Annotated in this window: 13 protein-coding genes; 1 reads left to right on the forward strand and 12 read right to left on the reverse strand. The window is 38.5% G+C overall.

Annotated elements, in window-relative coordinates; genetic code table 11:
• Positions 1-87: 87 nt before the first annotated feature.
• From FC19_RS02855 to FC19_RS02880, 6 genes are all read right to left on the reverse strand, one after another.
• The gene (locus FC19_RS02855; protein WP_157061240.1) at positions 88-1,455 is read right to left on the reverse strand and encodes a glycosyltransferase family protein; all 1,368 of its coding nucleotides are present in this window, start codon (positions 1,453-1,455) and stop codon (positions 88-90) included.
• Between the two features lie 573 nt (positions 1,456-2,028).
• Positions 2,029-3,990 (reverse strand): PTS fructose transporter subunit IIABC, encoded by a 1,962-nt coding sequence (locus FC19_RS02860; protein WP_057875485.1) that lies wholly within the window; start codon positions 3,988-3,990, stop codon positions 2,029-2,031.
• Between the two features lie 17 nt (positions 3,991-4,007).
• On the reverse strand, positions 4,008-4,925 hold the full coding sequence (gene pfkB / locus FC19_RS02865; protein ID WP_057875486.1) for a 1-phosphofructokinase: 918 nt from the start codon (positions 4,923-4,925) through the stop codon (positions 4,008-4,010).
• The gene (locus FC19_RS02870) at positions 4,922-5,677 is read right to left on the reverse strand and encodes a DeoR/GlpR family DNA-binding transcription regulator (protein WP_057875487.1); all 756 of its coding nucleotides are present in this window, start codon (positions 5,675-5,677) and stop codon (positions 4,922-4,924) included. The genes pfkB and FC19_RS02870 overlap by 4 nt, the downstream gene beginning before the upstream one ends.
• Before the next feature lie 387 nt (positions 5,678-6,064).
• Positions 6,065-7,408 carry a PFL family protein gene (locus tag FC19_RS02875; protein WP_057875488.1) on the reverse strand — a complete coding sequence of 448 codons (1,344 nt, stop codon included), beginning with the start codon at positions 7,406-7,408 and terminating at the stop codon, positions 6,065-6,067.
• 10 nt (positions 7,409-7,418) lie between these two features.
• Positions 7,419-7,688: an ACT domain-containing protein gene (locus FC19_RS02880; protein WP_057875489.1), complete on the reverse strand. Its 270-nt coding sequence runs from the start codon at positions 7,686-7,688 to the stop codon at positions 7,419-7,421.
• Positions 7,689-8,038: 350 nt separating this feature from the next.
• On the opposite strand from FC19_RS02880, the gene FC19_RS02885 reads away from it, so the two are divergent.
• Positions 8,039-9,394 carry an MFS transporter gene (locus FC19_RS02885; protein ID WP_057875490.1) on the forward strand — a complete coding sequence of 452 codons (1,356 nt, stop codon included), beginning with the start codon at positions 8,039-8,041 and terminating at the stop codon, positions 9,392-9,394.
• A gap of 108 nt (positions 9,395-9,502) precedes the next feature.
• Here FC19_RS02885 and FC19_RS02890 read toward each other — a convergent pair whose 3' ends face one another.
• The 6 genes from FC19_RS02890 to FC19_RS02915 all read right to left on the reverse strand — a co-directional run bounded on the left by FC19_RS02890 (position 9,503) and on the right by FC19_RS02915 (position 14,961).
• On the reverse strand, positions 9,503-10,651 hold the full coding sequence (locus tag FC19_RS02890) for an amidohydrolase (protein ID WP_057875491.1): 1,149 nt from the start codon (positions 10,649-10,651) through the stop codon (positions 9,503-9,505).
• A gap of 36 nt (positions 10,652-10,687) precedes the next feature.
• A complete protein-coding gene (locus FC19_RS02895; RefSeq protein WP_057875492.1) occupies positions 10,688-11,713 on the reverse strand; it encodes a uroporphyrinogen decarboxylase/cobalamine-independent methonine synthase family protein in 1,026 nt (341 codons plus the stop codon).
• Positions 11,714-11,841: 128 nt separating this feature from the next.
• Positions 11,842-12,582 (reverse strand): amino acid ABC transporter ATP-binding protein, encoded by a 741-nt coding sequence (locus FC19_RS02900; protein ID WP_057875493.1) that lies wholly within the window; start codon positions 12,580-12,582, stop codon positions 11,842-11,844.
• Positions 12,583-12,598: 16 nt separating this feature from the next.
• Positions 12,599-13,360, reverse strand: a complete 762-nt coding sequence (locus tag FC19_RS02905; RefSeq protein WP_057875494.1) for an amino acid ABC transporter permease — start codon at positions 13,358-13,360, stop codon at positions 12,599-12,601.
• Between the two features lie 18 nt (positions 13,361-13,378).
• Positions 13,379-14,077 carry an amino acid ABC transporter permease gene (locus tag FC19_RS02910; RefSeq protein WP_057875495.1) on the reverse strand — a complete coding sequence of 233 codons (699 nt, stop codon included), beginning with the start codon at positions 14,075-14,077 and terminating at the stop codon, positions 13,379-13,381.
• Between the two features lie 26 nt (positions 14,078-14,103).
• Positions 14,104-14,961, reverse strand: coding sequence for a transporter substrate-binding domain-containing protein (locus FC19_RS02915; protein ID WP_057875496.1), 858 nt, complete (start codon positions 14,959-14,961; stop codon positions 14,104-14,106).
• Positions 14,962-14,965 lie beyond the last annotated feature (4 nt).

Raw genomic sequence — 14,965 nt, forward strand, 5'->3', positions numbered from 1 at the left:
TTGCTTTTTTATTATAAGTAACCAAGCAAAAAAGCACCGTCTGAACTATAGTGTTGCTATTATTAAGACAAAACTTAAAAAATACGCTTATTTCCCATTAATTAATTTTTTAACTGTATTTCGCTTTAGTTTTTTCGTCTTAGCTAGTTTTCGTCTGATAGGAAAAGCAAGGGTGACTATTAGGCTTATTAGAGAAACATATTTTGCAGCTACCAGCATTGCTGAAGTTTTATACTCAATTGTAATAACATTTTGCTTTTCCTTTGAATAAACCATAATTGTTCCTCTTTTAGATTCTTTATAAGAGATCATTTTACCGTTCAATGTCACATTATAAGAATTATAATTCATAATCGGCAGATCAATTTCTTCTCCAGCACCTTTAGTTTTGACCTTGAACTTCTCCTTATTCGGAAAAATTTGAGGGATCATTTCTTGTTTCACACCGTCGACATAGCCTATATGTGAAACAAGATCACGATTGTGACTAACACTGTCTTTCTTCCAGTAATCCGTTGACCCAACTCCCAAATTGTATCCTAAAATGTTGTAAAAAGTTTTGGGATCGATCTTGAATCCCATAAAAGGCATATTCCTGCTTGATGACGGCTTATAATCTACTTCTGTTTGAGATGAGGTGTTGCTGAAGAAATTAAAAGCATTACTTATGAAAAACATAGTTGTCAGACTTGCAACACAAACATATACCTTCTTCGTTAAAATCTTGGAAGAAGTTAGATAGTCTATAATATTTGTTCCTAATAGAGCCAGGAACAAATTAACAATTGTTTGCAAACGTGTAGGAAACTGTAAGTTTTTCACAGGTGTATTTTGTAGTAGACGCCATGGAAAAACGGAAGTTACCATTAAGAAGAAACACACACCAATAATTGCTATACACTTAGTCTCATTGTCTAACTTTTTCCATAATATGAATGCGAGTAAAATAAATAAAATGGGTAAAATGCCAATCATATCATTATTCAATGAGGTAGTAATATAATCACCAAAGGGCAAAGCACTTTTTTGTAGGTTTACGACCATCGTTAAGTTCAACTTATTATTGAACATTGTTTGAATAAATCCAATCCAATAGAAAGAAGTAATGAAAATAGTACTCAAAACTGCAAACAACAGAAACTTCAAGTTTCTAATCCAGTTTGAAGTACAGAAAACACCTAACAATACAATGATGCCTACTACTACTGAATACATTGCCGCGCTCAATAAATGGCTATAAATCACACCACTCATGCCAATTGCAAGGATACACCATTCATGTTCAACTCTAAAAAAAATACTATATGTACCAAAAGCTATAAGCGGGAGAAAAATCATACCTATTCCTTCACCTAAAGTGAAACCGCTAAAAAGAACATGAAAATACCAAGCTGATATAGTATACAAAAAGGAAAAAAGCACACTTTTTTTAAAATTTCCCTTCCAATACTTCATACCAGTCCAATAGGCAATCGCCATTGAGCAAAAAAGAATTAACCACATTCCTAAATAAATTGCGTGTACTGGATTCCGTAACAGCAACATAAAAATCGAAAATGGGTAAAGAAATAATGCAGGATATAACAAATTTAAAGGGGCACCAACATTATTGAACGAATACACAGAAATATATGGAAAAAGACTGCCGTTTTTCAGATTCATATAAATTTCATAAATTCGTTGCAAGTGAAATTGCATATCCGAACCGCTATTAAGAACATTATGTCTCCAAAACGGAACCATCACTAAAAAGCAGACGGCCATAAAAAACGGATAAACTATGATATGTTTGGTTTTGTCGCTTATTTTAAAAAATCTAATTTTGTTCCTCTCCCATCCGAACTTATCCCTCATAATATACATCAGTATAAAGTTGGTTTTTCCCTTTGTACACCCTATTTTCAAATAATTAAGATAAATAGGTGCTTTTATCTTGTTATATTTTAATTATATTCAAGCAAAAAAAGCCCCACTATTACAGATTGTTAAATCTGATAATAGTGAGACTTTATTTATTATTAATTATTTTTACTTACTAGTTTCCTTTTCTTTCTTCCACAATCCTAAGATAATCGCTGCGATAACTGTTCCAATGACAACCGCAATAATATATCCAAATGGATTAGTTGCTAATGGTGTTACCCAGAAACCACCATGTGGTGCTGGAACTGAAACATGCCAGAATTGTGTCAGTCCACCTGCGATAGCAGCCCCAATTACACCAGACGTGATCACACGCAATGGATCAGCTGTTGCAAATGGAATAGCACCTTCGGTAATGAATGAGAAACCTAAAACCCAATTGGTAATACCTGCTTTACGTTCATCATCCGTGAACTTCTTAGGCCAGATAGCTGTTGCAAGCGCAATTGCGAATGGAGGAACCATACCACCAGCCATAACAGCAGCCATTAAGTCACCGTTATTAGTTGAAGTGAACGCACCAACCGCGAAGACATAAGCAGCCTTATTGAAAGGACCACCCATATCGATTGACATCATACCACCTAAAACAATTCCCAAGACAACAGCGTTCCCTGTTCCCATATGTTTCAAGAAGGTTGTAACAACTTCATTGATAACAGAGAAAATCGGGTTAACGATGAAGAACATCAAAAGTGCCATAATCAGCAATCCGAAGATTGGGTAAAGCAACATCGGTTTCATACCCTCAAGTGATTTTGGCAGATGAGAGAATAACTTACGCAAGAGAATAGTAATGTAACCAGCTAAGAAACCAGCAGCAATCCCGCCTAAGAAACCGGCTGAACTTTGAGCATGTGTCATCACATTGGCTGTATAAGCGCCACCGAATGAACCACTATAAACGGTTGCCATGAATCCACCAACAAACCCAGGCATCAAGGCTGGACGATCACCAATTGATTCAGCAATAAAACCAGCTAAAACAGGGATCATAAAGGCAAACGCCATACTACCAGCATTATTCAAGAAAATAAACTCGATTGACTTAGGTCCACCAAAGTATTGTTCAATAACGAATGACAGTGCCATTAAGATACCGCCGCCAACAACGAATGGTAACATGTGTGAAATACCGTTCATTAAATCTTTATAAATACGGCTTCCAACAGAACCACTTGCAGCCTCTTCTTCAGCTGAAGAATCATTTTGCGAAGCGTGATAAATTGGCGCATTGCCTTGCACAGCTTCTGTGATAAGTTCTTCAGATTTTTTGATACCGTCAACTACGGGACGATTTACCAAAGGTTTTCCATTGAAACGGTCCATAGCGACCTTTTTATCAGCAGCAACGATAACCCCTGCTGCACGATTGATCTCATCAGCTGTTAAAAGATGCTTAACACCTTCTGAACCATTTGTTTCAACTTTAATGTCCACTCCCATTGCTTCTGCTTGCTTGATCAATGCTTCTTCAGCCATGTAAGTATGAGCAATCCCGGTAGGGCAAGCTGTTACAGCTACAACGTAAGGACGGTCACTTTTCTCTGTTGCAGGAGACTTAGCTTTTGCGGCTTCGGCTTTTTGCTTTTCAGCTTCTTTTGCTTCCTTTGCAGCTTCAGCATCTGCAAATAGTTGTTGAACTTCATCAGGTGTCTGGGCCTTTTTCAGTTTGGCAACCAAATCAGGATTGATCAATAAACCAGACAATGCTGCTAATGCTTGCAAATGCGTATCATTAGCACCTTCTGGAGCAGCGATCATGAAGAATAAATGTACAGGATTGCCATCTAAGGCATCATAGTCCACTCCGGCATTACTCTTAGCAAACAAAACAGTTGCTCGCTGAACAGCTTTGTTTTTAGCGTGTGGCATGGCAATTCCATCACCGATACCAGTTGTTGATTGTTCTTCACGCGCAATGATTGCTTTCTTATAAAAGTCTTCATCATTGATAACGCCGTTAACATAATACTTATGAACCATTTCATCAATAGCTTCTTTTTTAGTTGAAGCTTTAAGATCCATGATCATAACGTCTTTTAATAACAAGTCACGAATATCCACTAAAGACACTCCCCTATCTATTTAGAATAATTTTCAATTTTTATTGCAGGCAAAATTTCGTCAATCTTAGCACGATCAGCTAAATCTTCAGAAAATGCTGTTGCGCTTCCACACGCAAGTCCATAACGGAAACTCTCAACGGGATCCTTAGTTGCAGCAAATGTTCCTACGAATCCTCCGATCATCGAGTCACCAGCTCCAACAGAATTAATAACTGTCCCCTTAGGAGCTTTACTGTAATAAACTTCTGTAGGCGTGATCAGCAGACCGCCATCACCGGCCATTGATATAAGCACATGCTGTGCGCCTAAATCCAATAGTTTTTTACCATAGGTAACAATGTCATCAATTCCGTTAAACTTAACCCCAAACAGTTCAGCTAACTCATGGTGGTTAGGCTTAACAACCAGTGGGTTTTCTTTAAGCGTCTTCATCAAGCTCTCACCCGTTGTATCAATAACGAATTGTGCACCCTTTGAACGAACCAACTTGATTAAATCGAAATAAAAGTCCTGACCCAAGCTTGGAACCAAGCTTCCTGATAAAATAACAGCATCTTCACTAGTCAAATTATCAAATTGTTTCTTAAATGCATTGACTTCTTCAGCTGTTACTTGCGGCCCCTTACCATTGATTTCAGTTTCATCTTGAGCCTTAATTTTAACATTGATTCTTGTATCATCGGCAATATGCGTAAAGTTTGTCTTAAGTTCCTTTGCTCTAAGAGCATCTTCAACGAACTTTCCTGTAAAGCCTCCTAAAAATCCTAGAGCTACATTATCTTGTCCAAGTTCCTTTAAAATACGCGAAACATTGATTCCTTTACCACCAGGTAATTTGGTATCGTAGTCCATTCGATTAACTTCACCTAATGTGAGCTTCTCTAATTGGACGATATAATCGATCGAAGGATTAACCGTTACCGTATAAATCATATTGAAACCTCCTGAATTGTTGTTTGATCACTGTATTGATCGAGAACCGCTTTGGGTAATCTATTAGTAATAATAATTGCTTTTGCGAGTTCAGCCACCTTAACAAACGAAACCTGATCAATTTTGGATTCATCAGCTAAAACGTAATTTTTCTCACTCTGATCAAGCGCAGTTTTCTTGACTGCAGCCTCATCTGGGTCAGGGGTCGTATAACCGAAACGCGGGTGAACTCCATTCGTACCCAAAAAAGCTTTGTTAAAGCGATAATGATGCAATGAGTTGATTGTTTCTATTCCCACAATCGCCTTTGTGGTAGTTTTCAGCTCACCACCAACCAGAATCGTGCGAATATTTCGATCCGCCAGAGCTGATGCATGTACTACTCCGTTCGTAACAACAGTTAAATGTTGACCAGAATGTAAAAACTGAATCATCGCAAGCGTTGAAGTTCCCGCATCAAGATAAACAACGTCTTCATCTTGAATCTGTTCCGCGGCAAACCTCGCAATAGAACTTTTTTGCTGTACGTTCCTCAAGGACTTACCAGTCATATCAAGTTCGCGTTGAAGCGAATGCTTAACTTTTGCTCCTCCATGAACTCTGATAAGTAAGCCCTTTTCTTCCAACAGTTGCAAATCACGTCGCACGGACGACTCAGAACACTTTACTTTTTTACAAATATCTTGAAGCTTAACAACACTACTTGTTTTAAGCATGGACAAGATAACTTGTTGTCGTTCTTCTGCAAGCACTTACATTACCTCCAAAAAATATATTACCACCTAACAAACTAAAAATCAATCACAAAAACGCAAAAAAATTCATTTTTAGCCATATAATTAAGTATATTTGATTGTTTTTGAAAGATTAGTAATTAAAACGGCCATTATTCCCTATTGAAACTCTTGTTAAATCTATATTTTAATATAAAAAAGACTTCAAATGTTGCAAACTTTTGCTTGTAATTTGCAGAAAAAAATATGACAAAATTTAATTTGTCATACTTAATTGCTATTTCGTCCAAATATCTAAATCTTTTGTAATATAAACATGTTTTTTCGCATATTTTTAAGTAAAAATCGTTTGTTTTCATACTTGCTCTACAAACTATACCGTGTTTTGAAAATTACAGTAACTAATTAATTTTTAAAGCTATGGATCGGAGCTGGTATCAGTCCCCCACGGTGAATCATAGCAGCAGATGAAGCATTATTGACCGCCATTACTGGTGCATACCCCAATAAACCGCCAAACTCAACTGTCTCACCAACATCCTTGCCTTGAATTGGAAGAACTCTGACAGCTGTGGTCTTGTTATTAATCATCCCAATTGCAGCTTCATCAGCAATCATCGCTGAAATCGTTTCAGCCGGTGTTTTACCTGGAATTGCGATCATATCAAGTCCAACGGAACAAACGGCTGTCATTGCTTCAAGTTTCTCAATGTTTAATGACCCACTGTTTACACCATCGATCATTCCGGCATCTTCAGAAACTGGAATAAATGCACCTGAAAGTCCTCCAACATGACTGCAAGCCATAATGCCACCTTTTTTGACCGCATCGTTCAAGAGAGCCAAGGCAGCTGTTGTCCCATGTGTTCCAACCTTCTCCAAACCGATTTCTTCCAGAATCTGTGCAACAGAGTCGCCAACTGCTGGCGTAGGTGCTAAGGAAAGGTCAACAATTCCAAAAGGAACACCTAATCGCTCAGATGCAATTGTTCCTACCAGCTGACCCATTCTTGTTACCTTGAATGCTGTCTGCTTAATTGTTTCAGCGACAACATCCATTGAGCTTCCCTTAACCTTTTCAAGTGCGTGCTTAACAACACCTGGCCCGCTGACACCAACATTAATAACCGTGTCACGTTCACCTACACCATGGAAGGCTCCTGCCATAAAAGGATTGTCTTCTACTGCATTGCAGAACACAACTAATTTAGTATTGGACATAAACGAGCGCTCAGAAGCCTGCTTAATGATCTTTCCCATCTCAGCAACAGCATCCATATTAATTCCACTTCGTGTTGAGCCAACATTCACTGATGCACAGACCAGCTCTGTTTCTGCTAATACCTGTGGCAGTGAACGAATCAACTTCAAATCTCCAGTTTGATAGCCCTTTTGAACTAGTGCTGAAAAACCGCCAATAAAGTTAACTCCTAAAACCTTAGCTGCTTTATCAAGCGTCTGTGCATATTTAAAATAATCTTTGTCGTTCGAAGCCGCTGCAATAATTGAGATTGGGGTCACAGAAATTCGCTTGTTGATAATAGGAATTCCATATTCAATCTCAATTTGATGTCCAACTTCCACTAAGTGTTTAGCTTTTGTTGTTATTTTTTCGTAAATTCGTTTACATGCGACATCACTATCGCTATCAATACAATCCAGCAAAGATATTCCCATTGTAATCGTGCGGACATCCAGATTCTCATCGGAGATCATATGGATCGTTTCTTTTATTTTTTCTGTCTCCATTTATTTCCTCCTACAGTTGATGCATTGCATCGTAAATCTCTTCACGTCTGACTTTGATTTCAACTCCCAGTTGCTTGCCAAGTTCATCCAGCTGCTGAGATAGAACAGCAAAATCAGTTTTTTCATTTTGAATTTCAACCATCATCATCATTGTAAAGTATCCATTCATAATTGTTTGCGACACATCTGAAATATTAATTTCTTTTTCAGCAAGAAAATGACTCACTCCCGCAATAATTCCGACTTGATCTTTACCAATTGTTGTTAAAATAGCTTTCATGGGTGCCACCTCGTCTTTTATTTTTAACTCCATTCAACTTATTTTACAGTATAGCCTTTTCCGAACAAAACCGCAATTAGTCTTTCAATTATCTACCCCATTTTAGATTACAAGAATCCTTGCATATCATTGTTTGTAGTCATATATAGTTGTGGAAAAACCGGTTGAGTTAATTAGTCTATACACGTATATTAGTCACGCATATAGAAAAAAACATCTTAGTACCCGAATTATCGCTTTAAAAATATTACTCTAAAATACTGTGCTTGAATTTGCTTCAAAATACAGATAATATGAGTTACGCATTAATAATAAATTATTTCTACCTATATCTGAGAAAGGAACTGATTATGTCTTCAGAAATAAGCACTCATAAGAGAATTATTGTCACGACTCTCGTCCTAGTCTCAACCTTTTTCAACTTAGCAAGTCAGACGATGATGGTTACTGCTTTGCCAGTTATTCAGCATACATTGCATGTCTCATTGACCAACGCTCAGTGGCTTACCACTGGTTATATGCTGATTATAGGAATTGTCACTCCCTTATCATCAAACTTATACGATAAATATACTAATCGTCAGGTATTCCTAACAACAACTTGTGTCTTTGTGCTAGGAACGTTATTAGGCAGCTTTGCGGCCAGCTTTTGGATGCTCTTAACTGCTCGCTTATTACAGGCATGTGCGGGAGGCATTTTGATGTCATTTCAAATGACAACGATGGTTACGATCTATCCTGCTGAAAAACGTGGTACAGTTTTGGGAATGTCAGGTTTGGTAATCGCTTCAGGCCCCGCGCTTGGTCCAACAGTCGCTGGTATTATCCTTAATTACTTCAGTTGGCACTATTTGTTTATCTTACTTCTTCCCTTTAGCGTGTTGATACTAGTCATTTCATATTTTGTTTTTCCGAATTATTCACAAAAACGTGTCGTCAAGATCGATCTCTTATCCGTTTTTCTTTCACTTCTGGGTTCAAGTTTAGCTCTAGCTAGTTTAACTGTTTTCCAACAAAACTTTGGGATTGGCCTTGGAATGTTGCTCAGTGGAGGTGCAATCCTAACAGTTTTTGTACGACGCCAATTCAAACTCTCTGAACCGATGCTGCGTATTGAGCTTCTTAAACTGCGTTCATTTAGAATACTTACAATGATCGGAATGCTTGCATTCATGGTTCTCATAGGTACAGAACAAATTATACCCATTTTTGTTGAAAATATTGCTGGTTTAAGTAGTATGCAGGCTGGACTGATTCTGCTTCCTGGTGCAATTGCAAATGCACTTTTTGCAGCTCTGGCTGGACGTTATTATGACTCTCACGGTCCGAAGATGTTAATCAGTGTTGGAGTTGCTCTGATGCTGATCGCAACAATTCCATTTATAACAATTAACACTCAAACACCAATTTGGCTCATAACCTGTGCTTATATGTTACGCATGATCGGCAACTCACTTGTTTTTTCTCCTGCAATGTCTGAGGCTTTTAAGGATGTCACAATGGCGCACATCAGTCATGCGACAGCTTTAAACAATGCCTTCAGACAAGTTGCCGCAGCTGTTTCAATCACGGTAATGATCGTTATTGCAGATTTGCCAGCATCTTTCATTAATGGAACACGTCTTGCAATCTGGTTTACTGTGCTCCTTCTAGGGATTACTGAATTTCTTTTCTACATTTACTTAAAACATCCGCAGAAAGAATAAACCCACTACTATCTCTTTTTTATTTTTCTAAATTTTAAAATAATTCAAAGACCCCGCTGCGAACCACAGCAGGGTCTTCTTTGTCTGCTTTACAACTCTGTCCTTAAATCAGCCCAATTCATTAAGCAAGCGCAGAGTATTGTTAACGAAATATGATACACCAGACAAGATCGCATTTTCATCTGGAGCAAAATCAGAATGATGTATTTCACCAGTTTCACCGACACCTAGATGGGCATAAACACCTGGCAGAAGTTCTTGATAACAGGAAAAATCGTCACTTCCAAGCTCTGCTCGACTCTCAAATGTTTCAGTAAACTTACTGGTTTCATCTCGCACGATTTCAGTCAACTTGGGATCATTATAGACAGCAGGATCCCCGACGTACCAATTAATTTCAGCGTTTGTCCCATATGCTGAACTAACTTGTGAAACAACTTCTTCGAAACGAGACCGAATAAGCTCCCGCTCTTTTTTTTCAAGTACTCGAACAGTTCCAGAAAATGCAGCAGTCTTAGGAAGAATATTCCAAGCAGTCCCTGCATGCAATTCTGTCACGCTTAAAACAGCACTGGAAGTCGGCTCAATATTCCGACTAACTATTGTTTGCAGCGCTGTTACTATACTTGTCAACGCAACAATCACATCAGTCCCTTGATCAGGATGGGCAGCATGTGTCGCAGTTCCCTTAATTACAACATCGAATTTATCAATTGATCCCGCCGTATAACCCGCACGTAGTCCAATATTACCAACTGGTTTGCCTGGCTTGACGTGCAATCCCAAAATAGCAGCTATCCCCTGGGCATGCCCAGCATGAATTACTTGAAGTGCTCCTTCATTTGCTTCCTCGGACGGCTGAAAAATAAAGCGAATCTTCCCGCTAAAATCAATTGACTGATGCGTCAAAACATATGCTGCGCCCAAAAGTGACGTTATATGTATATCATGTCCACAAGCATGCATAACTCCTGCATTCTGAGACGCAAATGCTAAGTTTGTTGTTTCCTGAACTGGCAATGCATCAATATCTGCCCGCAAGGCAACAGTCGGCCCGCTTTTACCAGAATCAAGTTCCGCAATGACACCGGTTTTTAAACTTGTTTTCTTAAGCGGAATGCCCCATTCTGCTAACTTTGAGCGAATAAAAGTACTGGTTTCAAACTCATGATCAGACAGTTCCGGATGTTGGTGCAAGTGGTGATAAGTTTCTATCAAAAAAGTCTGAATCTTTGCCGCATTTTCTACCTCTACCATTCTATCTTCTCCTTGAATAAACCTTTTTTTATATTGTCATTTGCCGTACACACGAGCAACCTTATTTACCCAACGTAACCGCTCATCATCTATCTTAAAGGGGACACTGCAGTCTGCCCCAACAAGAAAACCTTTTGTTCCTGTTTCATTAATCAAATTACTAGTCGCCGCAATTAGTTCCTGCTGATCCGCCTTAAACAAAATATCCTTTTCTGTATTGGCAAAGCCACCCAAAACAGCTCGACCACCAAAAATTCGCTTCCCTTCTTCCAAGCTGACCTGCTCGATATGTGTTGCCCAATTTACCGCTTTAAACGGATACTCTCGATAAGCGGTCAGATCATTACGCTTACCATCAAAGCCGCAAATATGCAAAAGATTATTATCTTTAACCTTCTGCGCCTGAGCGAGAAGGCTTAATTCGCTAGGTTTGATACTGTCTTCCCAATGTTTTAAAGTGATACCATTTCCTTGTGGCTGTTGAACACACAAGTATATTCCTTCGATTCCTGTTTCTCTCAAAAGCAGCTCAACAAGCAGTTTTAAATCGGTCGCTAGCTCCATAAGCGTTCGCTTAAATAAAGCTGGCTCTTCCCTAAAAAAACGATAAATTTTATTTGGATCCCCATCAAGGATCTCAAAACGTAAACGAAGCTGATACCACGGTGAAAAAACATTGTAAAAACTCCCAATTTGGCCTTGATAGTGTGCCACAATTTGCTTGACCATGGCTGTTTGATCCATGATCCAAGGATCATCTGCAGACAATCGCTTGATTTTTTCGAGATCGCTTGCTGTATTCAATTCAACATCTAAAAGATTGGGAAGCAAAAAAAATCCATCGCTCATGATCTTAACAAAACCAGGATGTGTGTTATCATAAAACTGCTTTTGGGCCGCAATAACCCGGGAAATAGTCTTTTCATCACGATAACCAAAAACTTGCTGTTTTTCATTTTCTAAAAAATGATGCCAGAAACCGGCTAACATACCGTCTTGCGGCTCATTAGCATTATTAAGAGTAGCCAAGAGCTGCTCCCGTCGTTTATATTTTATTTTCATTTAATAACTTCCTCAGCCTTTTCATCCAAATAACACTTACAATGTCTATCGTTATTGCCCTTGCCTGCCAGAGCCTTATTTTTTATATGATATCTAAATTCATAGTAAACTCGCAAAAACGTTCTTAATCAATATTGAACAAGGGTTTCCGCCAGAAACTGCCGTGTTCGTTCTGCTCGTGGATTTTCAAAAACTGCCTGTGCCGTACCGCTTTCGACCACACGTCCTGCAACCATAAACACTATTTTGTTAGAGATTTCTTGTGCAAAACGCATTTGATGTGTCACAATAACCATTGTTGTCCCTTCATGAGCCAGTGAGCGCATTACCTGCAATACCTCACCCACAAGTTCTGGATCAAGTGCCGAAGTCGGCTCATCGAAAAAGATAACTTTAGGCTTCAATGCAATTGCCCGTGCAATTCCAACACGCTGCTGCTGACCGCCAGAAAGTTGAACCGGATACTGATCTTTATATTCTAAAAGTCCAACGCGCTCAAGCGCCTTTAGTGCTTCCGTCCGTGCTTCTTGTTTAGGCATCCTTTTGGCGGTCAACAGTCCCTCCATTACATTTTGAAGAGCCGTTTTATTATTGAATAGATTATAATTTTGAAAAACAAAACCAATACTCTGTCGCAATTTTTTTGTTTCCTGACGTGTTAATGCACTATAGTCTCCTTGAATATTCTCGAACTCGATTTTACCGCTATCAGCCGACTCAAGCGTTGTAATATTCCGTAAAAGTGTCGTTTTTCCGGCACCACTTGGACCAATAATAGTGATAACATCTCCTTTTTTAACATCGAGATCAATTCCCTTTAAAATTTCATTTTCTGCATAACTTTTTTTAAGTCCTCTGATTTTTAACATTTGAACATTCATCTCCTCATCCTTGTGCTGGTGAACGCCTCTTATCAGTTGTAACAGAGATCAGTTGTTCTTTATTGCTGTAGTGTCGCTTCTTTACTTGTTTACGATAACGTCCGAAATATAGTTCTAGTGATTTGAAAATGAGCTCAGCAGCATAACTAATTATCAAGTAATAGACCCACAGCACAAGATATGCCTCTAAGAAACTGTAATTAAAAGCAGCTTCTGTCTTGGCAATCGCCGTAATATCCTTGACGGACATAATAAAAGCCAAAGCCGAATTTTTAACCAACCCCAGCGTTATATTGGTTAAGTTAGGAAGAGCTGAAACAAGTGCCTGCGGCAAAATAATACGCCTGAAAATTTGGCTTGATGTCATTCCAACCATAGTTCCTGCTTCATATTGCCCACGATCAACGGTCTGCAGTGCAGAACGAAATACTTCTGTTAGACTTGCGACAGCATTAATCGTAAAAACAATATAAGCGTAATTAATAGGATCAATGGCAAAAGCCGACTTGCCAATAAAGCTCGCCAGCAAACTGGGAAAAGCACTGTAAACAATCAGAATTTGCGCAATGATTGGGGTTCCACGTATAAAAGAAACATATAGTTTAACAAATTGATTGCCACCCTTAACACTGTATAATCGTAATAATGCAAAAACAAAACTGATTGGTAAAGCAAGAATCAGTGATACAATTACGATTTCAAGTGTTACTGGAACACCCTTAATCGTTGCTTTAGCCACTTGGAGCATAAAATCTGTATTCAACATATGTCTAACCTCCTCCGATCAGATACTGATTGACTGCCTTTTCTTCTGATAAGCTTTTTCTGACAGGGCGACAACACGTCCAATTGCCAGTGACAAGGCCCAATAAATCAATGCCAGTGATCCATATGTCTGCCATGCATATCCGCCTGAGTTGTTCGAAACAATCATTTGCGACTTAGCAACCATATCAACAACCCCAATCGTAAATGTCAAAGATCCTTCTTTCAGAAGATTAATAAGTGCGGTTGCATAATTAGGCAAGGCAACCACTGTTGCTTGCGGCAAAATAATGCGATAGAATATTTGAAATTTATTCATTCCAACCATTATTCCCGCCTCATATTGACCTTTATCGATCGATAAGTACGCAGATCGCATGATTTCTGCGACCGGTGCTGAGAACAAAAGGGTTAAGGCGATTATGACGAAATAAATGCGGTTCCATCCTTCAATATTTATCTTAAAAAAATTGGCAGTGATGAACGGCAAACCATAATACACCAAAAAAATCATAATAATTGGAGGAGTTGCGCGGACAATGCTGATGTAACCGGCTACGATTCCACGCAATATTCTACTAGAACCGATCTTCCCCAATGTTAATATCAAACCAATAAAACTTCCCAAGACAAGGGCAGACACCGAAACTGTTAAAGTGATATTAATGACAGGCAGCAGCTGTAATAGAAAATTACCAATCAATTCAAAATTTCTCATTTCTATCCTCCTCCCATCTAATTTTGCTATTTAAATGTCTTATTCAACAGTTTGAAGTTATCCTGACCATAATACTTTTCTGAGAGCTGCTTAGCCTGACCAGAAGCAATAACTTGTTTAATAGCTTTATCATAGGCTTTGGCCAATTTAGTTTCACTCTTGTTAAACAACGGATATGTTTTTATTCCACCCAAAGTCACATATGTCAGTTTGTCTTTCAAGTCAGCGTTCGCCCCATTTTTCTTTTTTACATTTGCTTCAAACATTGGTCGAATTGCGAAAAAGGCATCGTAGCGACCCTCGTTAACCCATTTCAAGGCATCTGAGACTACGAATGTATCTGCACTGCCTAACTTGATCTTTGGACTGTGTTTTTTATTATAATTAGCAATCACCCCGTATTGCCCATTCTGCGGTGCAATTGGTACAAGTTTTCCCTTATTTTTTGCTAATTTACCAAGAGTATTGTACTTAGACTTATCTGTCGTTCTAACAACAAAACCGGAATCGCTCACCCCAAAGTAATTTTTAGGAAAAAGATACGCTTTTGCACGATCTTTAGTATAAAAAATATTCTTTATTCCAACATCGTATTTGCCGCTTTTGACACCAATTAAAACATCATCATCGCTTGTACCGATATATTTGAATTTATACTGCGGAAGTTTTTTGTCAATTGCTTTCATAATTGCAACATCATACCCATCGCCTTGCTTTTTTGCATTCTGATATGTGATTGGATAGTTTGTCGTTGCATATGCAACTTTAATTGTTTTAACTTTTGCCGCATCCACCCTGTCTATCTTTCCTACAAATAAACCGCCTACCGTTATCCCAAGAGCAAAAGCTAAAAGCATACGACTTTTCAATCTGTTTATTTTCATGAAT

Source organism: Liquorilactobacillus aquaticus DSM 21051 (genome assembly GCF_001436755.1).
In the GTDB taxonomy this organism is placed as follows: Bacteria; Bacillota; Bacilli; order Lactobacillales; family Lactobacillaceae; genus Liquorilactobacillus; species Liquorilactobacillus aquaticus.

Bases quoted from the DNA above. Each gene is read 5' to 3' on its own strand.
- FC19_RS02910 (WP_057875495.1), bottom strand. From the start codon at position 14,077: ATGAGAAATTTTGAATTGATTGGTAATTTTCTATTACAGCTGCTGCCT.
- FC19_RS02905 (WP_057875494.1), bottom strand. From the start codon at position 13,360: ATGTTGAATACAGATTTTATGCTCCAAGTGGCTAAAGCAACGATTAAG.
- FC19_RS02895 (WP_057875492.1), bottom strand. From the start codon at position 11,713: ATGAAAATAAAATATAAACGACGGGAGCAGCTCTTGGCTACTCTTAAT.
- FC19_RS02900 (WP_057875493.1), bottom strand. From the start codon at position 12,582: ATGTTAAAAATCAGAGGACTTAAAAAAAGTTATGCAGAAAATGAAATT.
- FC19_RS02885 (WP_057875490.1), top strand. From the start codon at position 8,039: ATGTCTTCAGAAATAAGCACTCATAAGAGAATTATTGTCACGACTCTC.
- FC19_RS02875 (WP_057875488.1), bottom strand. From the start codon at position 7,408: ATGGAGACAGAAAAAATAAAAGAAACGATCCATATGATCTCCGATGAG.
- FC19_RS02880 (WP_057875489.1), bottom strand. From the start codon at position 7,688: ATGAAAGCTATTTTAACAACAATTGGTAAAGATCAAGTCGGAATTATT.
- FC19_RS02855 (WP_157061240.1), bottom strand. From the start codon at position 1,455: ATGAAGTATTGGAAGGGAAATTTTAAAAAAAGTGTGCTTTTTTCCTTT.
- FC19_RS02915 (WP_057875496.1), bottom strand. From the start codon at position 14,961: ATGAAAATAAACAGATTGAAAAGTCGTATGCTTTTAGCTTTTGCTCTT.
- pfkB (WP_057875486.1), bottom strand. From the start codon at position 4,925: ATGATTTATACGGTAACGGTTAATCCTTCGATCGATTATATCGTCCAA.
- FC19_RS02890 (WP_057875491.1), bottom strand. From the start codon at position 10,651: ATGGTAGAGGTAGAAAATGCGGCAAAGATTCAGACTTTTTTGATAGAA.